We start from the raw sequence: 21186 nt of genomic DNA, 5'->3' as shown, positions 1-21186 counted from the left end.
AGTCTTATAATTTATATTATGTTAAATAGTAAATAGATATACCCGCATCATACCATATATAGTCGTAAAATCTATATATTGAATAGCTATTGAACTCAAACTTTATTTGTATGAAACGACAGTTACTATTATTGTCCCTTCTATCCTTTTCCTTGTGGAGTTGCGAAAAAGATAAAGCACCTCAGCCTGATTCCTCAACTCCACCGAAAGAGACTCCAAAGGTGAACTTCGAGTTAAGCTTCACACCGGCCTTTGAAACTACTTCACAGTTTGAGTTAATCGTCTCTAAGGTTGACGGCACGGTCTTGCTTGATACGCTCTTGGCTGCTTCTGCCAAGCATTCGCTTCAGGTTGCTTCTGAAGATGACAAGTTTAACGTGTCAACCATTACACGCAACAGTTCCAACCTTCAGCCTGAGTACTACTTGATTAGAACTTTCCTGCAGGTTAATCCTAACAATTGGATAATCAATGAAAGTCTGGAGTATACTAAAAACTACTACCAGGTCGATTCTGAAGTACCAAGCAACATGAGGTTTACCAATCTCCCCAAAAACTTTGGGGGCTTTGGCTTCATGTCAACCAAAGCGGGCATTCTCAGCGCAGGTACTTCGAGTGCTTCCAGAGATATTGCTATCCAGTACAATAGAATAGTGCCTTCTACTCAGACGTTGTTACTGCTCTTTGATTTAGGAAAGTATATCTACGCAGAAGTTGAAACAGATAATGCTGTGGTTGATTTTGCAGAAGCTGGAGAGCTTACAAGGCATAATTTCGTAAAACCACAGGGACTAGACCTAACTTTCTTCAACCTGATGGGCCATCGCACCAAAGGCAATTTCCTGAACCCACTGCAGGTATACAACACTATTAAGGCAAAGACCAGCCCGCTTCTGATAAATCCGATTACGGATGATATAATGTACCCTGCTGGCTTATTTGAGGACTATGAGTTAACTGCCTCATTTAAGGATAAAGACCAAAACGAATATTTTTATTACAAGTTCCTCCAGGAATTGCCATCGGATCTCTCATTTATCAAAAAGCCAGATTATACGGTAGCAAATAATGGCTTGAAAGATATTAAGGTAAGTACCGGTGCAGAAAAGCCCACGCACTATGCGTTTACGTTCCATTCTTCAGACAGAAAAATACTTGATGCAAGTTGGATAGTGTATGGGCCAGCCACTATAGAATCCATTAATGCACAGGACGGACACCTGGAGAAAATGAAAAATAACCTATTGAAGAATAAGGACTTGTCTACGTTGAAGTTAAGTAATTCGCAATGGGTAAAAGCTTCTGGTTATACTTACCACGATTACTTAAAGTATACTTTTAACCCTGACGCCATGAAGAGAAAAGAATTGAAAGAATACATAAGGTACACGAGCTACTATTAACCGCTCCAAGTTTAGGTGTTAAGCATTAGGCTGGCATCTTAAAAGTTTAAAATAGAAAAAAGCCCTTTGTTGCTCCCGCAATAAAGGGCTTTGATTTCAATAACTAACTATAGCTGGCGAGGTACATCTGAGGTGGCTTCTGCCCTACCTCATACACCACTTTCAAGGTTAAGCATGCTCGTAAAGCCCATTAAAAACAAAAAAGGAGAAGCTTGACAGCCTCTCCTTCTCTAATTCGTTAAATCAACTTCTTAGTTAAGCTTAGCAGACAGTTTCTCAGCGTCGGCTTTACGACCTAAACGAGTATAAATGTTTACCAGGTTCTGGATAGTAGATTTGTCTTCCGGCTGAATCTGGTGCGCTTTCTCAAAGTATGGCAACGCTTCCTGATAATGCTTCTTAGCAGTAGCCTCTAAAGCCTTTCCTTGTTTCTGGTATGTTCTGTAGTCCATCTTGGCAGCCTTGTTGTTTACCTCAGCGCCTTTGTTGTACTCCATCACACCCAAGTTGTAGTAAGCGTCGAAGTTGTTAGGATCAATCTCGATGGCTTTTTTGTAAACCTGTGTTGCACCTTCCAAATCCTTCTTGCGCTCCAGCAGGTTGCCTTTTACAGCGTAAAGGCTGGCGTTTTTAGGATCCGCGGCGATAGCGTTGTCAAGTCTGGCAAGCGCCTCATCAGCACGGTCGTTCTTCAGGTAGTACTTCAGCTCTTCCTGCATCAGGTACACACTGTTCGGGTGCGCTTTCAGGCCATCAGCCAGCGTTGCCATTACTGCGTCATCGCTCGCTTCAGTTGCCTGCTGCAGCTGTACTTTGGCTTTGTACACGTCCTCTGTTTTGTGGCCCATTTTCAGGAGCTCATCGTAGAAGCCGATAGCCTGGTCATACTTGTTGTCAGCGGTTGAAGCATAGGCTGCATAAAGCACGGCCGTAGTATCCTCCGGGCTGATTTTGTGTGCCAGTTCATACTTTTCAATGGCATTGGCCCAATCCTGGTTGTTGTGAAATTCAACCGCCTGGTTCAGCACCTGACCGTACAGCATTTGCTTGCGCTCTGGTACCTGCTTGGCAAACTCGCCATTCTGGCCATCCAGCTCCACCGTTTTGTCAAAAGACTCCAGGATTACCATTGGTGTGTTCTCATCCGTCAACTTGCCATAAATCGGGTTGCCGATCATGTCTTGGTAGATAACACCACGGTAGAACCATGTTTTAGCTTTGTCTTTTGTTTTTTTATGCTCTGTCGCCTTCTCGATGTCAGCCAGTGCCTTGTCAAGCGTACCATTCTTATGGTTCAGGACTGCACTGTTCACAGCCGAGTTCTGGGCGCTTGCAACCGAAATGGTACCGGCTACTAAGGCTGTCAAAAGAACTTTTTTCATACGTAGATAATGGTTTGTGTTGTTTGCTTAAATGTATTTATACTTGAGAAATAAGCCGTAAGTACTGGTTTATACTTCGTCAGTGGTTTCAGGGTCTATCATGGTGTCCGGCTGCAGCGAATCATCAGGCGCAAGCTCAGACTGCTCCAGCACCATTTCTTCAACATCTTCCTCCGGCTCCACTTCCACTTTTGCCACCGATGAGATCTGATCTCCTTCCATTAGCTTAATCAGGCGCACCCCTTGTGTGGCACGGCCCATTACGCGCAGCTCATTCACGTGGAGGCGAATCGTGATACCAGACCTGTTGATGATCATCAGGTCGTCTGTATCCGTTACGCCTTTTATCGCAACGAGTTTACCCGTTTTATCGGTGATGTTCAGTGTCTTAACACCTTTACCACCACGGTTGGTAATGCGATACTCTTCCAGCGGTGAGCGCTTGCCGTAGCCATGCTCCGACACCACCAGCAGGTTCGTGCTCTCATTCTCTACACAAACCATACCAACTACCTTGTCGTCAGGTCCGGCCAGGGTTACGGCACGCACACCCGCCGCCGGACGGCCCATTGGGCGCACATGCGACTCGTTAAAGCGAATGGCCCTACCCGACTCCAGCGCGATCACAATCTCGCTGTTACCTGTTGTCAGCTGCACGTCCAGCAGGCGGTCGCCCTCGTTAATGGAGATGGCGTTGATACCGTTGGTTCTTGGGCGTGAATATGCTTCCAGAACGGTCTTCTTGATAGTGCCTTGCTCTGTGATGAAGACCAGGTTGTGGTTGAGTACGTAATCCTGGTTTTTAAGGTCGTGTACATTCAGTACGGCGCGAACGCTATCATCCTTCTCTATCTGGATAAGGTTCTGAATAGCCCGTCCTTTGGTTGTCTTCCCTCCTTCCGGAATCTCATATACTTTAAGCCAGAATACGCGCCCGAATTCTGTAAAGAACAGCATGTGGTGGTGCGTATTGGCAATGAACAGGTGCTCAGTGAAATCGCTCTCCTTGGAAGCGGCCACCCCTCTGGAGCCCACGCCGCCACGGCTCTGGCTGCGGTACTCACTCAGCGAAGTGCGTTTGATGTAGCCTTCATGGGAGATGGTGATTACCATGTTCTCCTCCGGGATCATGTCTTCGTAGGAGATGTCGCCTGTGCTGGCCTCAATGCTCGTACGACGCACATCACCATAACGATCTTTTATCTCGGTAAGCTCGTCCTTGATGATCTGCATACGGAGACCTTCGTCGTTAAGCACAGAAGTCAGGTAATCGATCAGCTTCATGATCTCCTGGTACTCCTGCTGGATTTTGTCACGCTCCAGGCCGGTAAGGCGCTGCAGACGCATGTCAAGTATCGCACGAGCCTGTATTTCTGACAGGGCAAAGCGCTCCATCAAACCAGTTCTGGCAATTTCAGGGTCACGCGAAGAGCGGATCAGGTTGATTACCTCGTCCAGGTTGTCAAGCGCAATCAGTAAGCCTTCCAGGATATGGGCGCGTTTCCTGGCCTCATCCAGCTCATACTGCGTTCTGCGGACAACTACCTCGTGCCTGTGGTCTACGAAGTGCTTGATCAGGTCCTTCAGGTTCAGGGTCATCGGGCGACCTTTTACCAGGGCCACGTTGTTCACCCCGAAAGACGACTGCAGGGCTGTATACTTGTAGAGGTTGTTCAGCACCACGTTCGGAATGGCATCGCGCTTCAGGTCATACACAATGCGCAAGCCCTCGCGGTCAGACTCATCGCGCAGGTCGGAAATGCCCTCTATCTTTTTCTCGTTTACAAGCGCGGCTGTCTTCTCTATCAGCGAAGCTTTGTTCACCATGTAAGGGATCTCAGTAACGATGATCTGCTCCTTACCGCTTGGGGTTGTCTCAAATATGGCACGGCCACGCATCAGCACGCGTCCACGGCCTGTTTCGAAGGCAGCTTTCACTCCATCGTACCCGTGGATAATACCGCCCGTCGGGAAGTCAGGTGCGGTGATATACTGCATCAGCTCGGCAATGGTGATGTCGTTATTATCGATGTAGGCGATGATGCCATTTATAACTTCAGTGAGGTTGTGAGGGGCCATATTGGTGGCCATACCTACCGCAATACCCGATGTGCCGTTCACCAGCAGGTTCGGGAACTTGGCTGGCATCACGCTCGGCTCTTTCAACGAGTCGTCGAAGTTCGGCACAAAGTCTACCGTGTTCTTCTCCAGGTCAGCCAAGAGTTCGTCGGCAATACGCTTCAGGCGCGCCTCGGTGTAACGCATGGCTGCCGGCGAGTCGCCGTCAATGGAACCATAGTTACCCTGGCCATCTACCAGTGGGTAGCGCAAGGACCAGTCCTGGGCCATACGCACCATGGTGTCGTAAACGGATGAGTCGCCGTGCGGGTGGTATTTACCCAGCACCTCTCCTACGATACGGGCAGATTTCTTATACGGCTTGTTGTAGGATACCCCCAGTTCAGACATTCCGTAGAGCACGCGACGGTGCACAGGCTTTAATCCGTCCCGAACATCGGGTAAGGCTCTTGAAATGATAACTGACATTGAGTAGTCGATATACGCACCGCGCATTTCGTCCTCAATGTTAATCGGTATTATTCTTTCGCCTTCTTGCATGTTAAAAGGTGTAAAATTAAATGGTATGTAAGAAAAGGCAAGTTAGGCAAAATTGGCCTCACTGCCTATATAGCTTATTCCTTATTTTTGGCTTTGGAGCGTCCTACGTGCTGTTTCTCCTGAGAAACCTTGTCCATCTTCTCTCCCACCCTGGGATTCTGCTTTTTCCAGATAGGCTGGCCGCGGTACTCGGTGTCGCCGTGGATGTGCTCCATGCGCACCTGGCAAGGGCCAATAGGACAAGCTGGTTTACAGGAAACTAAAGAGGCAGAGAGTAGCGCGAGGCTAAGGATGAAGAGTGGTTTTTTATGTGTCATGGTTTCAAATTAGGAGCGCCAGCCATACTTGCCGCGCACGCAAATCCATATCATACAAAAATAAGCATTTTTGCTGACATTAAACAGTATTCTGCCACTTAATTAGCGCCTGTTCAGGCCTTAAAAAACACCCTTAGAGCGGGTGAAAACCGTTCACTGTGAGGCCTCCGTCCACGGCTATGGTTTGGCCGGTAATATAGGCCGCCGCAGGCATGCAAAGAAAGGCAACCGCCCCGGCTACATCCTCTGGTTTTCCGATTGTTTGCAGAGGCGTGCGGCTGATGACGTTGTTGTAGAACTCGGGGTTCTGCAGCACGGTTTGCGCCAGCGGTGTGCTGATGTACCAGGGCGCCACTGCATTAACGCGTATGCCGTCTTTTGCCCATTCCGCGGCCAGGTTGCGGGTCAGTTGCGTCAGGGCGGCCTTCGTCATACCGTAGATGCTGCCAGTACGCACGTGCACTAGCCCGGCCACCGAGGTGACGTGCACAATATTGCCCTGCTCCGACTGCTGCAGCAGTGGGTAGAGCAGCCTGTTCAGCTCAAATGCCGACCGCAGGTTGGTTTGCATGATGAAGTCATACTCTTCGGATGTATAGTCTGCCGTGGGTTTGCGGATGTTGGTGCCGGCATTGTTCACCAGAATGTCCAGCTTGCCCCACTCCTGCTGCACCCAGGCTGCCACCGCCTCGCGGCCCGCTGGCTCGCTCACATCCGCCGCCAACGTATAAAGCCCCTGGGGGAATTGCTCTTTCATACTATCCAGCGCTTCCTGCTTGCGGGCCACGGCAAGTACCTCGGCGCCGAGCGCCAGCAGCTCTTTTACCGTAGCCTCACCAATGCCCTTGGATCCACCGGTAACCACGGCTTTTTTGCCGTGCAATCCCCATCTGCTATTAGCCATTTTCGTTATGCTTTAAAGATGTTATGTATAAACCAGAAAGATTTGACAAAGTATAACTGCACCTGCTTAGACGAACCTGCCCAAGATGCGGTTCCAGTATGTCTGAAGGTACTGCTGATCGACCTTTGGCCTGTTGTTCACCTCCTCAAACCATAGCTTCCCGTCCGCATCCTTCCATACTTTGTAAACGAACACGTAGCCGCCGCCACTCTCCTGCCAACCGTCAAACTTGCCGAACCGTAGGTCGTTGATAAGTATGGCGCCGTTGTCGTCCTGCTCCACGGTATAGTAGCCTTTGGTTATCTCTAGCAGGCGTTCCAGTTTCGGGTGCCCGCGCAGCGGATCCAGCAGTGCTGCGTTCTGAGGTTCAAAATCATACTTTACCTGCTTGTCTTCATCCAACAACGAGTAAAATCCATTGTAAAAACCGTCCTCTCCTTTGGCTGTCACCGACCAGAAAACGGTGTTCATGGGTGTCGGCTTGCTGATGTAGGAAGTATAAGGCACGCCTTGCGCAGCCATACTTTGCTCGAACACGTTGTTGGCCGCGCCCTTTGCGATAAAAGACCACACCAGGTATAGCGAGCTAATGGCAAGGGCGGCATTGTTAAGGTAGCGGCGCCTTGGGCTCAGGCGGTTGTGGAAGGCTGCTAAAAGCACAAGCGCCAGGAAAGGCATCGTGTACAGGGGATCCACCACAAAGATGTTGTAGAAGGCCACGCCATAGTTGGAGAAGGGCCAGAACAGTTGGGTGCCCCAGGTGGTGCAGCTGTCGAGGAGGGCGTGCGTTACAAAGCCCAGGAAAAACAGCAGCGTCCAGTCGCGCATGGTGGCCGGTTGGTTTTTATAGAGCCGATGCAGCAGCCAGCCAAGTATAGGCGAAATGACAAGCGCAAAAAGGAAGGAGTGCGTGGCGGCCCTGTGAAAACTCAGTTGCTGCACCGTGTCGAGCCACGGGTTCAGGAGCACGTCCAAATCCGGAATGGTGCCAGCAATGGCTCCCCACAGCAGCGCCTTGTTGCCCAGTTTCCTGCCCGCTACTGCCTCGCCCACCGAAGCACCTAAAACTATCTGTGTTAAAGAATCCATCTGAGATAATATGAGAATTGCTCAAAACTGCTCTTACAACAACTCCCAACCTGTAAAGTTATGCCTTTGCTGTCTGGGTGGTTTTTGCAACCAGGCCCATCCTGTAAAGGTATAAACAAGCTGGCTTGCTGCCAAGGCAAAACAGAGCTTCATACTTTATGAGTGAAACGCTTTACCTGGTTCTGGGTATCTTAATTATCGGCTTAGGGATTTATGATTTACTGTACACCACTTTTGCGCCGCGTGGCGCGGGACCGGTGAGCAATTCCCTATCTTCGTTCCTATGGCGGCTGTTCCTCGGCGCAAGCAACCTTCTGAAAACCCGCAAGGCATTTCGTGGGGCAGGCATTGTCATCATCATGAGCACCATTCTTAGTTGGTTGCTTCTGCTATGGGCGGGCTATACGCTGCTGTATCTTTCTGACGCAAAAGCCGTGGTGGATAGCACCACAGAGGTTCCGGCCGATAGCTGGGACAGGATATACTTTACAGGATACACCCTCTCCACGCTGGGCAACGGCGATTTTAAGGGAGGCACCCAAACCTGGCGAATTCTGACGGCTTTCATTTCTTTTACGGGGCTCGTGCTCATCACCACGGCAATCACCTATATGGTGCCTATCCTTTCGGCTACAACCGAGCGCAGGTCGTTGAGTATAGACATTGCTGCTATAGGCGATAGTCCGCAACAGATGCTGCTAAACAGCTGGAATGGAGAAGATTTTAAAAGCCTTGAGCAGCACCTAAGTGGATTGGCCCAGCCAGTGGCAAAGCAGGGACAGCTGCACTTAGCCTATCCGCTGCTGCATTACTTTTACCACGCTGATAGATCGGTAGCGCTGTTGCTAAACCTGGTCGCTTTAGATGAGGCCCTTACCATCCTGCTTTTGTATGTGCCCAAGGAAAAACGGCCATCAGACCAGTCGCTGGTGCCGGTGCGCCACGCCATCACCACGTTCTTAGAGTCGCTTACCGCCATCACGCCAACACCGGAAGACCCAGATAAACCGCACCTGGACTTGAAGCAGCTAAAGGAGGCTGGGGTTCCGCTACAGCTGCAGGAGGAGAAGCTGCCGGAGGAAGTCGCCAAGCGCCGGAAACTTTTGCTTGCGATGCTTCAGTACCTGGGCTGGGAATGGGAAGAGGTATCGAAACCTAAATTCAACACCGATTTGGATCTGCGCAGCTTGCGTTAAAGCGACGAGCCCCGGCTTATACTTTACCGGGGCTCGTGCTGTACTTGTTTAGTGCATAATCTTGGCGCGCACAAACTCTTTGTTTCTATCGAAGAGGTAGCGGTAAGTGGCGTGCGTTTTATAAATCCTGCCACCGATTTGCTCTACCAGGCGCATCATCTTGGGGTTAAAGTCGCCGATCCAGTTCATCTGCAGGTCGTAGTAAGGGATTCTCGGGTTTCCGATAACCACTTTGCCGGCAGACACGATCATAGCGGCCTCCACGCCCTTGCCCTGGTGCTCCGGGGTGATGCCAAACACGATGCCGTACATGGTTTTGCAGGCGCCCCTCCAGCGGTTGAACAGGAACTTTAGCTTGCCCCATAAATCCAGCTTGCCGTTGTTATACTTGAAGAGCTGGTTCAGTTCCGGGATAGCGATAAAAAAGCCCACCGGCTCATTGTTGTAGTAGGCGAACCACATGATGCGCTCGTCCAGGATAGGCTTCAGCTGCCTCATAATGGCGGCAGCCTGGGCCTCAGTCATAGCCTTCACGCCCTCGTGCTTGGCCCAACCCTTGTTGTATACTTCCCGGAAGTCGTTCGTAAACCTGCCAAGTTGCTTTTTGTCGAGGTGACGGAAGTGGTAGTTCTCATCGGCCAGCACGCGCTCGGCCTTAGCCCGGTACTTCTCCGGAATCTCTTCGTCTATTTTGCGGTAGTACGTGTACTGCTTAAAGTATAGCTGGAAACCATAGTTCTCCAACAACTGCTGATAGTAGGGGAAGTTATAGGGCATGCAATACGTCGGCTCGTAAAAGCCATCCAGCAGCACCCCCCACCACTTATCGCGCTCCCCAAAGTTAATCGGGCCATCCATGGCTTCCATGCCGCGCTCCTTTAGCCATTCGCGGCAGGCGTCGAGCAGCATGTTGGCAGCTTCCTGGTCGTTGATGCAGTCGAAGAAGCCCATGCCCCCTGTGGGCTGCTCTGCAGCTTTGGCAGTGCGTTTATTGATGAAAGCGGCCACACGGCCTACAGATTTGCCTTTCTCGTCCTGCAGTATCCAGCGGATCGCCTCTCCGTCGCGGAGCAGTTTGTTCTTGGCAGGGTCAAAAACGTTATGAACGTCCTTGTCCAGCGGGCGAATATAGTTAGGGTCGTTTTTATACATCCGCACCTGCAGCATCAGGAACTCCTGGGCAAGCTCGGGCGTGTTTACCTCTATCAGTTTCATAGTATGCGTTAAAAAGGAAGTGCTAAATAAACCATTATCCGCGTAAAAAAGAAAAACTGCCTGGACTAAAGGCGCCGGATAAAGTATGGGAAAGCAAAAAGTATAAACATGAAAAAAGCCCTCAGATTTCTCTGAGGGCTTTTCCGTTTTTGAGCCCCCTGCCGGGATCGAACCAGCGACCTACTGATTACAAGTCAGTTGCTCTACCAGCTGAGCTAAGGAGGCATGCACTAATTTGAAGGTGGTAAATCTGAAATGAGGCATTCAACCTCAGGCTCCAAATTTAATTTTCAAATCTGCACATTAGTTAATCTGCAAATCTAAAAAAGAGCCCCCTGCCGGGATCGAACCAGCGACCTACTGATTACAAGTCAGTTGCTCTACCAGCTGAGCTAAGGAGGCTTACTCTTTTTGTGTTGCTTTATTGTGTTAAAGCGATGCAAAGGTATAGCTTAGATTTAATTCTGCAAATACCCGCTTCACTTTTTTCTCCTGACCCTCTCTAAAAAATTGAGAGTCAGGAGAAAAAAATTTAGCCTCTGTACGCATCCAGTTGATGCTGCAGGTGCGCGATGCGTTTTTGGGCATCGGCAATGCGGCCTTCATACTCCTCGCGCAGCTTGTCGGCATTCTTCGAGCGGGCAAAGAACTCGATGTTGGTTCGCAGCGTCTGGATGTCGTTCTGCAGCTGGGAAATCTCGCGGCGGAGCGTGTTCTCGCGCTGGTACAGCTTCTGGCTGGCATCCGGGCTGTGCTTGATGCGCTCTACCTGCAGCTTCACCAGCATATCGGTCCGCTCGTCCAGGCTAAGCTCCGGCACGCGCTCAAGGTAGCGCTCCATCAGCTGTATAAATTTGTCCTCCGCTTTCGGGCTGGTGCGCCTGTTGTCTTTGTCGGTCTCCCGCCATTGCTCCACCAGGCTCTGGAACTCCTCTACTGATCCGGTAGCGCTCGGCTGCGAAAGCTTATCGGCCACCTTATCGCAGATAGCCATTTTCTCAGCAGAAAGTTTTTCCAGTTCAGCGGCCTTGTGCTGTTCCTGCGCCTGCTTGCGGTCGAAGAACTCGTTACAGGCCGAACGGAAGCGCTGCCATATCTTGTCGGAGTATTTATCCGGTACGCGACCTATCGTCTTCCATTTCTTTTGCAGCTGAATAAGTTTTTCCTTCGTGGAGGCCCAGTCGGTGCTGTCCTTCAGGCTTTCAGCTTCCTCGCATAACTGCGTCTTTAATTGCAGGTTATGCATTTTCTGCTCGTCCAGCGCTTTAAAGAACTGGTTCTTGTGTTGGAAGAAGGCTTTATAGTTACCCCAGAAGGCTTTGTTTACCTCTTCGGCATTTTCTTTGGGCACCAGTCCGGCTTTGTCCCACTCCTCTTTGAGTTTCTGTATTTCATCCGTTTTATCGCGCCACTCGTTGATGCGGTCGGTGTTAAAGTTAGCGAACTCCTGCAGGCGCTCCAGCAGACCGCGCTTTACCACCAGGCTCTGCTGCTCACGCACCGACCGCTCCTCGTGGTAGGCACGTCTGCGCTCATGCACTTTCTCCGAGGCCAGCGTGAACTGCTCCCAAATCTGGTCGCGCTGGTCGTTTGGCACCGGGCCGATGATTTTCCACTCCTCGTGCAGGTGGCGCAGTTCCTGCAGGGCTTTGTTTATACTTGGCTCCTGCTGCAGCGCCTGCGCGCGCTCAATCAGCTGTAACTTGGCCTCCAGGTTTCTCCTGCGGTCAAGTTCCTTCAGCTCGAAGAACATGCTGCGGTTGTTGTAGAAAATGTCTAGCAGCGCGTGGTATGAGTCCCACAGTTCCTGCGCCTCCCCGGCGGGTACCGGGCCAATGGACTTCCACTCGCTTTGCAGCTTCTTCAGCTCGTCGCCACTGTTACGTGTTTCCGCCGACTCCACCAACTCCCGAAGCCTGCCCAGTAGCTCTTTCTTGCGCTCCAAGTTACGCTGGCGCTGCTCTTCCTGAGTTTGGCGGTGCTGGTAGCGCGACTCGCGGTAAGCTGCCAGCATTTTCTCCAGGTCCTGGTGCTCCTTGGAAGTATGGTAGTCGAAATCTTCTTCCGTGCCGCCCTCTTCCTTAAACTTATCCAGCGCATCGTGCCTTTCAGCCTGAAACTTTAGCTCATACTGACTCTGAAGCTCGCTTATGGTTTTATACTTGCGGAGTGCATCTGGGCTTTTAAGCGCAGCAAACAGGCGCTGGCGCAGCTCTTCCTGCGTGAGTTGGCTATAGTCGGTATGGTCATCCTCCTCATACTCCTCCTCATCGTGATGATCAGGCGTAGCAGTGGCAGCGTCCGTTGTGTCAGTAGGCTGCGCTGCCGGCTCGGTGACGTTGGTATTGGCCTCGGCAAAGGTTTCTGTTATCTGCTCGGTAGAGGCTTCCTCCTCGTCCGTTGCCAATTCTGGTTTTACCTCAGGCTGCTCCTCCTTCGGTACCTCCGGCCCTGCCTCGGCAGTGGTTTCCTCTGTGGCAGGTTCCTGCTTTGGCGTAACCTGGTTTTGATCATCGGCTGTTGCCTTGTTCTCTGGCTTGTTAGCCTCAGCTCCGGTGGTGTCCATATGCTCTTTATCAGTTGTCATGTCTAGCTTGTTAGGTACAACGTAAAAGGGTTAGTTCAGGCGCGGGTCGTCGGGATAGTTGCTCAGCACCTTAAACTTACCACCCATTTGGCGCAGAATGCTTCGCCAGAGGGTTTCGGTATCCAAAGTAAATAATTTATTTGCAGCATTGTTGTTCACTATCCAAACATTTTTATCTACCTCTTCCTGCAGTTGGCCGGGCGTCCAGCCGGAGTAACCCAGGAAAAACCGGATATCCTCCTTGGCCACCTGACCCGTGTCTATCATAGTGCGCAGCACCTCAAAATCACCGCCCCAGTACAGGTTTTCGTTCAGCTTTACTGCCTGCGGCAAATCCGCCAAGCGGTGTATGTAGTGCAGGGTGTTATACTGTACAGGTCCGCCGACTCCCAGCACCATGTCAAAGTCGTCCTCAAATACATCCAGCACATCCGACAGGTGCAGATTCGAAGGCCTGTTTAGCACCAAGCCGAAAGATCCCTCCTCTTCATGGCTGCACAGCAGGATCACGCTGCGCTCGAAATTCGGGTCACCCAGGTATGGCTCAGAGATCAGAATACTGCCACTTCTTGGTTTTATCGTTTTGCTATCTGCCATCATTCTTTCGTCGCGTTTAGTAGGTTCTAGTACACTAGACAGCACAACAGCCTTCTATATTACAAATTTTCATATAAAAATAACCATCTTCTTTGTCTTACGCAAATGGTAAAATATAGTAACAGAAGGCACTGGTGCTCTTTATTTTTGTGGCTATACTGTGTTCGGCGCTTTACAGTTTGCTCATTTACATTTGCTTACTGTATTATCCGGAGCCCAAAAGCCGGAAAGCCTTCGTAATTAGTTTAGCCCCAACGTATATTTTTATAATTTTGGGCAAATCAAGCAGTATGGCATTAACACACAACATCGCAGACATTCGGGTAAACTACAGGAAGCACGCCCTCACCGAGGATTCCGTTGCCGGTCACCCTATAGAGCAGTTTAAAGTATGGCTTCAGGAGGCTATCGAGGCGCAGGCCGAGGAGCCTACGGCGCTGGTACTGTCTACGGTAAATGCAGCAGGCAAACCCTCTGCCCGGGTGGTGCTGCTGAAGGGTGTTGATGCACAGGGCTTCAGCTTTTACACGAACTATAACAGCCGCAAGGGCCAGGAGCTGGATCAGCACCCTTATGCCTCCCTCACCTTCTTCTGGCCGGCCCTGGAAAGGCAGGTACGCATAGAGGGTAAGGTTGGGAGGGTTAGCCCGCAAGAGTCTGACGCATACTTTCACAGTCGCCCCAGAGGGAGCCAGATCGGCGCCTGGGTGTCGCCACAGAGCCAGGTTATTCCCTCGAGGCAGGTGCTGGAGCAGCGCGAAATGGAACTTGCCGAGGAGTTTGCCGGCACAGAACTGGTGCCACGGCCGGAGCACTGGGGCGGATTTCGGCTGGAGCCGGATTACGTAGAGTTTTGGCAGGGCCGGCCAAGTCGCCTGCACGACCGTATTGCCTACGAGCTGGAGAACGGCATCTGGCAGGTAAAGCGCCTGGCCCCTTGATAGGGGAATTCTTATTGCTCTTTCAGGGCTCATTTATACTTTGCAACACTAAACATGGCTGAAATACTACCCCTTCGCGCCTGGCGCTATAACGATAACCTGAGTACAAGTATAGAGCAGCTTACCTCTCCGCTCTTCGACGTGGTGTCGGACAAGCAGCGGGAGGCGCTCTACCAGGATCCACTCAACAGCATACACCTTTCCGTACCGCGAGGTGAACATGCTGCCCAGGATGCGGCCAGACTGCTGCAGGAGTGGAAAGAAAAAGGCATCATACTTCAGGATGGGTTGCCCGGCATCTATGTGTATTACCAGTATTTCCGCTTACCGGGCAACGACAAGGAGTTTGTGCGCAAAGGCTTCATCTGCAACATCAAGGCTTACGACTGGCACGAGAAGGTGCTGCTGCGCCACGAGAACACCATCCCCAGCGCTGTAAACGACCGCATCGAGCTACTGGAGGAGACGCTTCTGAACGTAAGCCCTACCCATGGCCTTTACACCGATCCGGAGTATGTGCTGGAGCCCTACATGGACGAGAGCATCCGCACGCCTATCTATGAAACGGAGGATTACCAGGGGGTGCGCGATGTGCTGGCCGTGATACACGACCATGAGGTGATAAAGCTGTTTTTGCAGACGCTGGCCGATAAAAAGATTCTGCTGGCCGATGGGCACCACCGCTACGAAGGCTCCCTGTTTTACCGACGTAAAATGATGGCGCAGCATTCTGACCACACAGGCTTGGAGCCCTACAACTACCACCTGATGTACCTGACTAACTCCGAGCACGACGACCTGCGCATCCTGCCCACGCACCGCCTGCTCAAAAGCCTGCCCATGCCGGACGAAGAGTTCCTGGAGCGATTGAAAGAATATTTCATCATCCTGCCTAAGGAAGACCCCTATGAGCTGAACGAGGTAATAGTCGGCAAGCTTTGGGCCTTCGGCTTATACTTGAACGGCAACGCCTACAAGCTCCGCCTAAAGCCGGAGGTGCACCAGCTCATCGACTGGAACTTTCCGGAAGAGGTAAAGCAGCTGGACCTGACGGTGATGCACTACTTTATATTTGAGAAAATACTGGGCATCTTCCGCCAGGAACAGCGCGATTACAAAGGACTTAGCTACGAGCGCAACTTCACGGCCTGCATCCGGAAGGTGGACAAGGGCGAGGCGCACCTGGCTCTGATCACAAACGAAATCTCGATGGAGCAGGTAAAGCGCGTGTGCAACAGCGGTGCTGTGATGCCCCAGAAATCGACATTCTTCTACCCAAAAGTTATCTGCGGATTTTTATTTAGCTCCATCAAAGAAGATGAATTTACAACGGCCGCTGCTGCTTGCCTCTAACTCGCCACGCCGCAAAGAGCTGCTCTCCAGCCTGGGCCTCAAGTATGAGGTGTTGGTAAAGGAGGTGAACGAGGACTTTCCGGAGCACCTGAAACGGGAGGAGATAGCCGAGTACCTAGCCGCTCACAAAGCCGACGCCTATACTGCCGACATTACGGATGAAGCACTGATAACGGCAGACACGATTGTTTGCCTTGGGGACCGCGTGCTAAACAAGCCCGCTGACTTTGAAGAGGCAAAGGAAATGCTGCTGTCGCTGTCGGGCACGCACCATGAGGTGATTACCGGCGTGTGCATCCTTACCAAAGAGCAGAAAACCGTTTTCCACGACACCACAAAAGTATACTTCAAACAGCTGACAGAGGCAGAGGTTACCCACTACATCACCCACTACAAGCCCTACGATAAGGCCGGTGCCTACGGTATTCAGGAGTGGATTGGGATGGTGGGGATTGAGCGCATTGAAGGCTCCTACTTTAACGTGGTGGGCCTGCCGGTGCAAAAGCTGTATGCCACGCTGGAGGAACTTGGGATCGTGACACTATAAAGACTTGCCAGGCACTTTCGCCGCCAAAAATCATACCACCTAAGAATTGATGTTTCGGTACGCCCACTACTTTTATTGACCGCAGCGGGAGATCGCCCCGATCTCCTTTCTAACGCCAGATTTTTTCTTCTGAAGGGAACGAATTATCCGGCTAATGCCATTTACAAGCATCTGTCAATAAAAAAGCAACCGAACATCAACTGAATGTCTTTTATTAAATTATACCTGGCGCCCGGGAAAGAGCACTCTCTCAAGCGTCAGCACCCTTGGGTTTTCTCCGGCGCCATTAAGAAAGCCGATGCCGAGCCGGCTGAAGGAGACGTGGTAGAAGTTTACTCCAGCAAGCGCGAGTTTCTGGGTATGGGCCACCATGCCCCGGGCTCTATTGCCGTGCGCATCTTCTCTTTTGAGCAGGTAGAACCGGATTATACTTTCTGGAAAAGCAAAGTGCAGCAAGCCTACGATTTCCGCCAGCGCCTGGGCCTGACCAATAATCCGACCACCAATGTATACCGCCTGGTGTATGCCGAAGGCGATGGCGTACCGGGGCTTATCGTGGACTTTTACAAAGACACGGCCGTGGTGCAGACGCACTCGGTGGGCATGTACAACGTGCGGGAGTTTGTGGCGCAGGCGCTGCAGGAAATCTACGGCGACAAACTGCGCGCTGTTTACGACAAAAGTGCAGAGTCGTTGCCAGCCAAGGCGGCGGTACAGGCGCAGAACGGTTACCTTTTTGGCCAGTCGGAAGGAGGCGTGGTGGTAACGGAAAACGGCAATCAGTTTTACATCGACTGGGAAACCGGCCAGAAGACGGGCTTCTTCATAGATCAGCGCGATAACCGCGACCTGCTCGCGCGCTACGTGAAGGGTAAGTCGGTGCTGAACACGTTCTGCTATACGGGCGGCTTCTCGGTGTACGCCCTGAATGCCGGCGCCCAAGAAGTTCACTCTGTAGACGTATCGAAAAAGGCCATTGACCTGACGATCAAAAATGGGGAGCTGAGCCAGGCACCGGCAAAGCACGAAGCCTTTGCCGTAGACACTTTCGAATTCCTGAAAGGGAAAGAGGACAAGTATGATGTGATCGTGCTGGACCCGCCCGCGTTTGCCAAGAGCCAGAACGTGCGCCACAACGCGCTGATGGGCTACAAGCGATTAAATGCGGAGGCCATGAAGAAGATAAAGCCCGGTGGTATCCTTTTCACGTTCTCCTGCTCGCAGGTGGTGGATAAGTACTTGTTCAGCAGCACCGTGATGGCCGCTGCCATCGAGGCGGGGCGTAACATCAAGGTCATGCACCACCTCCCCCAACCGGCTGACCACCCCATTTCCATATTTCATCCGGAAGGCGAGTACCTGAAAGGACTGGTGCTGTTTGTGGAGTAAGATCGGTCGTCCACTCACTAAGTTAATGCTAAACTTATACTCTCCGCCGTGCTGGCTAAAGCTGCCAGGCACGGCGGAGAGTTTTTTTTATACTTGCCTCAGTAGAAAAACTATAAATATTTCGTCTATATCTATCGCTTTAACCAATTACAAAACTACCGGATGGGAGTTCTGCCGGCAGTTCCATCCGGATGCGCCATTCCTTGGGGTAATAGTTGTTGATGCGGTTGCCGATTTGCTTGGCCCAGCCTAGTGGAAGGCCTTTGTACTCCAGCAGCAGCCAGTCGTTGCCGCTGGTGCCGAGGCAAGTGTCTTCTTTTTTCAGGTACCGCAGCGCCTGCTCCAAATCCAATTCTGCTGTTGTAAAAACCGACCTGTCCAGATACTGGGAAAGTGCCAGCCCCTGCAACGGCTTCAGCTTTTTGCCATAGATTTCGGCCAGTTCAGTGCCGGCGTAGACCACGTACAGGTGCTGGTATACTTCATCGGCAGCTTCAAAGAGGTTTTCGGGGATGGCAGAGATTTTTTCCCCGTGCTGCACAAACGTGTACTGCCCGGGCTGCTGCAGCCAGTCTCCCACCAGAGCCTGCTCTTTTTTGCCCGCTATACTTAGTTTATACTTTTTCTTTTTGCTCTTGCCATGCAGTGGCTGCTCCTCGCCTGCTTTTCGCACGACCGCTATAAAGAAGCCCTCTCCCTGCACACGATGGGGGTAAAAGCGATAGCCTTCCACGCCTTCCAGTTGGGCTGGTACAACGCCCCACTCCGGTTGTAGTTGCAGTTTTATACTTTCTGCGCCCTCCTGCTCGGCCAGCCAGGCTATATTTTGCTCGTTCTCCTGCTCGTTCCAGGTACAGGTGCTGTAGATTAATACCCCTCCGGGCTTCAAAGCATCCCACACATCCATCAGAATACGCTGCTGGCGCTGGGCACACAGGTTTACGTTTTCCTCCGACCACTCTTCCATGGCATGCGCATCCTTCCGGAACATGCCTTCGCCACTGCAGGGAGCGTCCACCACCATCACATCAAAAAAGTCGTTAAGTCTGCTAAAGTCGCGGGGGTCGTTGCTGGTAACCAGTACATTGCCACTGCCCCACTTGGCTATGTTTTCGGCAAGTATAGAGGCCCTGCTGCGGATTACTTCGTTGGAAACGAGCAAACTCTGAGGAGAAAGCAGGCTGGCCAGGTGCGTGGACTTGCCGCCGGGGGCGCCGCAAAGGTCCAGCACGTGCAAGGGCTCGCTCAGGTTTACGGCCTGTCGCAGGGCCTGCTCCACGAACATGGAACTAGCTTCCTGCACATAATAAGCACCGGCATGAAGGGCTGGATCGAGGGTGAACAGGGGGCGTTCAGGGAGGTAAAAGCCTGTCTCCGTCCAGGGCACAGGTTGCAGGCCGGGAGCTGGCGCTGCCTTGGCTTTGTTGATACGCACGCTTACAGGCGGGGCCTGCTGCAGCGCTTCCAGGAAGATTGAAAACTCCTCCTCCCCGAGCATGCGCTGCATGCGGTCAGTAAATGGTTTTGGGTATTGCATAGGCAAAGGTACGGGAAAACGCGCTTTAGAAAGTATACTTACCCTCTGTTTTTCACCAATTCAAGGTAGGCCTCTACAATGAGAACATCGGCAGGGCACCAGTTAAAATCAGCCAATTCGTCTGGTGTTGCCCAACGATAGGCCCTGTGCTCCAGCAAACTGATCACGCCCCCGTTATAGTGGCTCAGGTAAGGAATAAGCACGATAGTGTGGTTGGGGTACGGATGCTGCACAGGATCGAGCCTGTGGTAAGGTTGAACATCAATGCCTAACTCCTCCTTGATTTCCCTCACAAGTCCCTGGTGCTCCGTTTCGCCGGCTTCCAGTTTACCTCCCGGAAACTCCCACAGCATTGACTCCCGCATTTGCTCGCTGCGCTGCGTTAGCAAAACACGACCGTGCTGCTCCACAATCGCACAAACTACCTCTATCATCTTGTTAGCGGACATAGGCGGAATTTAAGTTTGCATTTCAGATGTACTTCAGCTTCTTTAGGATCCGAACAAAAGCGCAGGCTCATACTTGTAAAACAGGTAGCCGATAGCAACCGGAACAAGTATATTGGCTAAAACTGGCAGCTCCTGCTGCGCAAGGCCGAAGTAAACTACCTGCACCAGAAAAATATGGTATGAGGCTTTTCCCAGTTCGGCCAGCAGGCGCACCGGGATGAAATTAGTAAAGTTGGGCAGCAATTTCAGGGCCAGCCACACCAGCAAAGCAGCGTAGCCAAATGTAAGCACCTGCTGTGTTCGCCACTCCGGACTGATGTAGCCCTTCAGGGGCAGCCGCTCATACTGGAGAAAGTATAAACAAACAGCTCCGACCAAACCCAGTAGCAGCACCAGTAGCACATCGCCCCGCTTCAGGGGCTTCCATACCAGCGTGGATAACCAAAGCCCAAGGGCAATGGCCGAAAAATAGCGCGGAAAAGCCGCATCATACAGGTAACCATCCTCTTTAAAGTATGGCAGGTTCGCAGCCCACAGTTGAAACAGAACCTCCAGCAGCACCAGCACACCAAATGTACTTTTGGGCCAGTGCCTGAAGCCATAGCCTATCAGGGGCAGCAGAAGTATAGACTGCAGCAACATCGTGATAAAATAGTTGCCACGGCCGGTTACAGGCAACACCCCCAGCCAGGTATAGCCGTTAAACTCAAGAACCTCCTCACCCTTGAGCCACTCCCACAGCAAACCAACCACTATCGAAAGTATAAAAACAAGTATGAAGGGCACCAGGATGCGTGCAGCCTTTTTGGTAAAGTATTTCCGGTTGTAGAGGTGCTGCAGGTGCTGCGGTTTGTTTTGCACGGAAAGCCCCTGGTTCAGCCCCATCACCACCAAAAACAGTGGGACGGCCTGCCAGATGTGGTAGACGGCAAAGCTGTTCTCCAACTCCTTGCGGGTGAAGGAGTGCAGCAGCAGCACCGCCACTATAGCGATTCCCTTCACCACATCTATCTGCTGTAAGTGCTGCTTCTTGGGAGATGGGTTATGCAGATGCGCCCCCTGGGAAGTGATTAAACCTTGAGTCAAATCCTTTTTGTGACTGTTAAAGTATAACCTTGTGTATCATAAGAAATTAAACGCATGCAGCTGAGTCTAAACTATAAGTTCCTGATCCTGCTACAAAGTATAATGGCATTCCTGGCCTTTGGCTTAAACATGGTGCTGGCGCTGCTGCTATGGCTGCCCGAAAGCATACTGTCACTTTGGGGGCATCATAACATCGCCACTTATTTATTTGCCTTCACGATGTCCATTGGGTTTGTGGTAGGCTGGATAGCGACCAAAATCACCCGAAAGGCGCTCCGAAGCGGCCGTGTGCTGCCGTTGCACTGGCACCTCAAAAGCCAAACGTTGATTGATAAGCTTCCCTCCAAAACGTTTAACCGCGCCTTTATGTTCTCCCTGTCGGGTCTGTCCATGGCGGCAATCCTGGTTATACTGTTGGATGCCCTGCGGTTGTACGCCATTCCCTTCCTGGACTTTTTGCTGCTATCCAGCATCTACAGCGTATGCGTGTCGGTGGCTATTACGAGCATGGCCGTGTACCGCGCCCTGAGCGACAACATCCTGCGGCACTCCAGGATTTGAAAGTATAAAAAAGG

18 protein-coding genes and 2 tRNA genes are annotated in these 21186 nt (G+C 51.5%); 7 read left to right on the top strand and 13 right to left on the bottom strand.

All coding sequences use genetic code 11. The annotated features are described in order from the left end of the window. Positions 1-110 precede the first annotated feature (110 nt). Positions 111-1403 carry a hypothetical protein gene (locus BM040_RS01040; protein ID WP_092098151.1) on the top strand — a complete coding sequence of 431 codons (1293 nt, stop codon included), beginning with the start codon at positions 111-113 and terminating at the stop codon, positions 1401-1403. A 251-nt stretch (positions 1404-1654) separates the two neighbouring features. Here the strand turns inward: BM040_RS01040 and BM040_RS01035 are convergent, their stop codons facing one another. From BM040_RS01035 to BM040_RS01020, 5 genes are all read right to left on the bottom strand, one after another. Further along, positions 1655-2785, bottom strand: a complete 1131-nt coding sequence (locus BM040_RS01035) for a tetratricopeptide repeat protein (protein ID WP_092098149.1) — start codon at positions 2783-2785, stop codon at positions 1655-1657. Positions 2786-2854: 69 nt separating this feature from the next. Continuing rightward, positions 2855-5404 carry a DNA gyrase subunit A gene (gyrA, locus tag BM040_RS01030; protein ID WP_092098147.1) on the bottom strand — a complete coding sequence of 850 codons (2550 nt, stop codon included), beginning with the start codon at positions 5402-5404 and terminating at the stop codon, positions 2855-2857. A 74-nt stretch (positions 5405-5478) separates the two neighbouring features. Beyond that, a complete protein-coding gene (locus BM040_RS21525; RefSeq protein ID WP_139217735.1) occupies positions 5479-5721 on the bottom strand; it encodes a hypothetical protein in 243 nt (80 codons plus the stop codon). A 133-nt stretch (positions 5722-5854) separates the two neighbouring features. Next, a complete protein-coding gene (locus tag BM040_RS01025; RefSeq protein ID WP_092098145.1) occupies positions 5855-6625 on the bottom strand; it encodes an SDR family oxidoreductase in 771 nt (256 codons plus the stop codon). 66 nt (positions 6626-6691) lie between these two features. Further along, positions 6692-7714 carry a metal-dependent hydrolase gene (locus BM040_RS01020; protein ID WP_092098143.1) on the bottom strand — a complete coding sequence of 341 codons (1023 nt, stop codon included), beginning with the start codon at positions 7712-7714 and terminating at the stop codon, positions 6692-6694. Positions 7715-7872: 158 nt separating this feature from the next. On the opposite strand from BM040_RS01020, the gene BM040_RS01015 reads away from it, so the two are divergent. After that, a complete protein-coding gene (locus BM040_RS01015) occupies positions 7873-8910 on the top strand; it encodes a potassium channel family protein (RefSeq protein ID WP_092098141.1) in 1038 nt (345 codons plus the stop codon). Between the two features lie 48 nt (positions 8911-8958). Here BM040_RS01015 and BM040_RS01010 read toward each other — a convergent pair whose 3' ends face one another. From BM040_RS01010 to BM040_RS00990, 5 genes are all read right to left on the bottom strand, one after another. Beyond that, a complete protein-coding gene (locus tag BM040_RS01010) occupies positions 8959-10125 on the bottom strand; it encodes a hypothetical protein (protein ID WP_092098139.1) in 1167 nt (388 codons plus the stop codon). 152 nt (positions 10126-10277) lie between these two features. Beyond that, a tRNA-Thr gene (locus tag BM040_RS01005) sits at positions 10278-10350 on the bottom strand. Between the two features lie 104 nt (positions 10351-10454). Then, a tRNA-Thr gene (locus tag BM040_RS01000) sits at positions 10455-10527 on the bottom strand. A gap of 130 nt (positions 10528-10657) precedes the next feature. Next, entirely contained in the window at positions 10658-12712 is a 2055-nt protein-coding gene (locus BM040_RS00995) for a DUF349 domain-containing protein (protein WP_092098137.1), read from the bottom strand. Between the two features lie 30 nt (positions 12713-12742). Further along, positions 12743-13312 (bottom strand): YqgE/AlgH family protein, encoded by a 570-nt coding sequence (locus BM040_RS00990; RefSeq protein ID WP_092098135.1) that lies wholly within the window; start codon positions 13310-13312, stop codon positions 12743-12745. Between the two features lie 287 nt (positions 13313-13599). On the opposite strand from BM040_RS00990, the gene pdxH reads away from it, so the two are divergent. From pdxH to BM040_RS00970, 4 genes are all read left to right on the top strand, one after another. Continuing rightward, positions 13600-14250, top strand: coding sequence for a pyridoxamine 5'-phosphate oxidase (gene pdxH, locus BM040_RS00985; RefSeq protein ID WP_092098133.1), 651 nt, complete (start codon positions 13600-13602; stop codon positions 14248-14250). A gap of 54 nt (positions 14251-14304) precedes the next feature. Continuing rightward, positions 14305-15603: a DUF1015 domain-containing protein gene (locus tag BM040_RS00980; RefSeq protein WP_092098131.1), complete on the top strand. Its 1299-nt coding sequence runs from the start codon at positions 14305-14307 to the stop codon at positions 15601-15603. Next, positions 15569-16150 carry a Maf family nucleotide pyrophosphatase gene (locus BM040_RS00975; RefSeq protein ID WP_092098129.1) on the top strand — a complete coding sequence of 194 codons (582 nt, stop codon included), beginning with the start codon at positions 15569-15571 and terminating at the stop codon, positions 16148-16150. Before BM040_RS00980 ends, BM040_RS00975 begins: the two co-directional genes overlap by 35 nt. Before the next feature lie 204 nt (positions 16151-16354). After that, a complete protein-coding gene (locus BM040_RS00970) occupies positions 16355-17539 on the top strand; it encodes a class I SAM-dependent rRNA methyltransferase (RefSeq protein WP_092098127.1) in 1185 nt (394 codons plus the stop codon). 139 nt (positions 17540-17678) lie between these two features. Here the strand turns inward: BM040_RS00970 and BM040_RS00965 are convergent, their stop codons facing one another. The 3 genes from BM040_RS00965 to BM040_RS00955 are packed head-to-tail and all read right to left on the bottom strand — an operon-like array spanning position 17679 to position 20611. Further along, positions 17679-19076, bottom strand: coding sequence for a methyltransferase RsmF C-terminal domain-like protein (locus BM040_RS00965; RefSeq protein ID WP_092098125.1), 1398 nt, complete (start codon positions 19074-19076; stop codon positions 17679-17681). Positions 19077-19114: 38 nt separating this feature from the next. Beyond that, positions 19115-19525 carry a (deoxy)nucleoside triphosphate pyrophosphohydrolase gene (locus BM040_RS00960; protein ID WP_245756060.1) on the bottom strand — a complete coding sequence of 137 codons (411 nt, stop codon included), beginning with the start codon at positions 19523-19525 and terminating at the stop codon, positions 19115-19117. A gap of 42 nt (positions 19526-19567) precedes the next feature. Next, a complete protein-coding gene (locus BM040_RS00955) occupies positions 19568-20611 on the bottom strand; it encodes an acyltransferase family protein (RefSeq protein ID WP_245756059.1) in 1044 nt (347 codons plus the stop codon). 54 nt (positions 20612-20665) lie between these two features. On the opposite strand from BM040_RS00955, the gene BM040_RS00950 reads away from it, so the two are divergent. Then, the gene (locus tag BM040_RS00950; protein ID WP_092098123.1) at positions 20666-21172 is read left to right on the top strand and encodes a hypothetical protein; all 507 of its coding nucleotides are present in this window, start codon (positions 20666-20668) and stop codon (positions 21170-21172) included. Positions 21173-21186 lie beyond the last annotated feature (14 nt).

Source organism: Pontibacter chinhatensis (genome assembly GCF_900113285.1).
Taxonomy (GTDB): Bacteria; Bacteroidota; Bacteroidia; order Cytophagales; family Hymenobacteraceae; genus Pontibacter; species Pontibacter chinhatensis.
The sequence above is the reverse complement of the archived record's forward strand: the minus strand, read 5'-3'. Positions and strand labels throughout refer to the sequence as shown.

Coding starts and splice junctions, on each gene's coding strand:
- pdxH (WP_092098133.1), top strand. CDS start 13,600: ATGGCATTAACACACAACATCGCAGACATTCGGGTAAACTACAGGAAG.
- BM040_RS00980 (WP_092098131.1), top strand. CDS start 14,305: ATGGCTGAAATACTACCCCTTCGCGCCTGGCGCTATAACGATAACCTG.
- BM040_RS00960 (WP_245756060.1), bottom strand. CDS start 19,525: ATGTCCGCTAACAAGATGATAGAGGTAGTTTGTGCGATTGTGGAGCAG.
- BM040_RS01035 (WP_092098149.1), bottom strand. CDS start 2,785: ATGAAAAAAGTTCTTTTGACAGCCTTAGTAGCCGGTACCATTTCGGTT.
- BM040_RS01020 (WP_092098143.1), bottom strand. CDS start 7,714: ATGGATTCTTTAACACAGATAGTTTTAGGTGCTTCGGTGGGCGAGGCA.
- BM040_RS00990 (WP_092098135.1), bottom strand. CDS start 13,312: ATGATGGCAGATAGCAAAACGATAAAACCAAGAAGTGGCAGTATTCTG.
- BM040_RS01010 (WP_092098139.1), bottom strand. CDS start 10,125: ATGAAACTGATAGAGGTAAACACGCCCGAGCTTGCCCAGGAGTTCCTG.
- BM040_RS00970 (WP_092098127.1), top strand. CDS start 16,355: ATGTCTTTTATTAAATTATACCTGGCGCCCGGGAAAGAGCACTCTCTC.
- BM040_RS01015 (WP_092098141.1), top strand. CDS start 7,873: ATGAGTGAAACGCTTTACCTGGTTCTGGGTATCTTAATTATCGGCTTA.
- BM040_RS01040 (WP_092098151.1), top strand. CDS start 111: ATGAAACGACAGTTACTATTATTGTCCCTTCTATCCTTTTCCTTGTGG.
- BM040_RS00995 (WP_092098137.1), bottom strand. CDS start 12,712: ATGACAACTGATAAAGAGCATATGGACACCACCGGAGCTGAGGCTAAC.
- BM040_RS01025 (WP_092098145.1), bottom strand. CDS start 6,625: ATGGCTAATAGCAGATGGGGATTGCACGGCAAAAAAGCCGTGGTTACC.
- BM040_RS00975 (WP_092098129.1), top strand. CDS start 15,569: ATGAATTTACAACGGCCGCTGCTGCTTGCCTCTAACTCGCCACGCCGC.
- BM040_RS21525 (WP_139217735.1), bottom strand. CDS start 5,721: ATGACACATAAAAAACCACTCTTCATCCTTAGCCTCGCGCTACTCTCT.
- BM040_RS00965 (WP_092098125.1), bottom strand. CDS start 19,076: ATGCAATACCCAAAACCATTTACTGACCGCATGCAGCGCATGCTCGGG.
- gyrA (WP_092098147.1), bottom strand. CDS start 5,404: ATGCAAGAAGGCGAAAGAATAATACCGATTAACATTGAGGACGAAATG.
- BM040_RS00950 (WP_092098123.1), top strand. CDS start 20,666: ATGCAGCTGAGTCTAAACTATAAGTTCCTGATCCTGCTACAAAGTATA.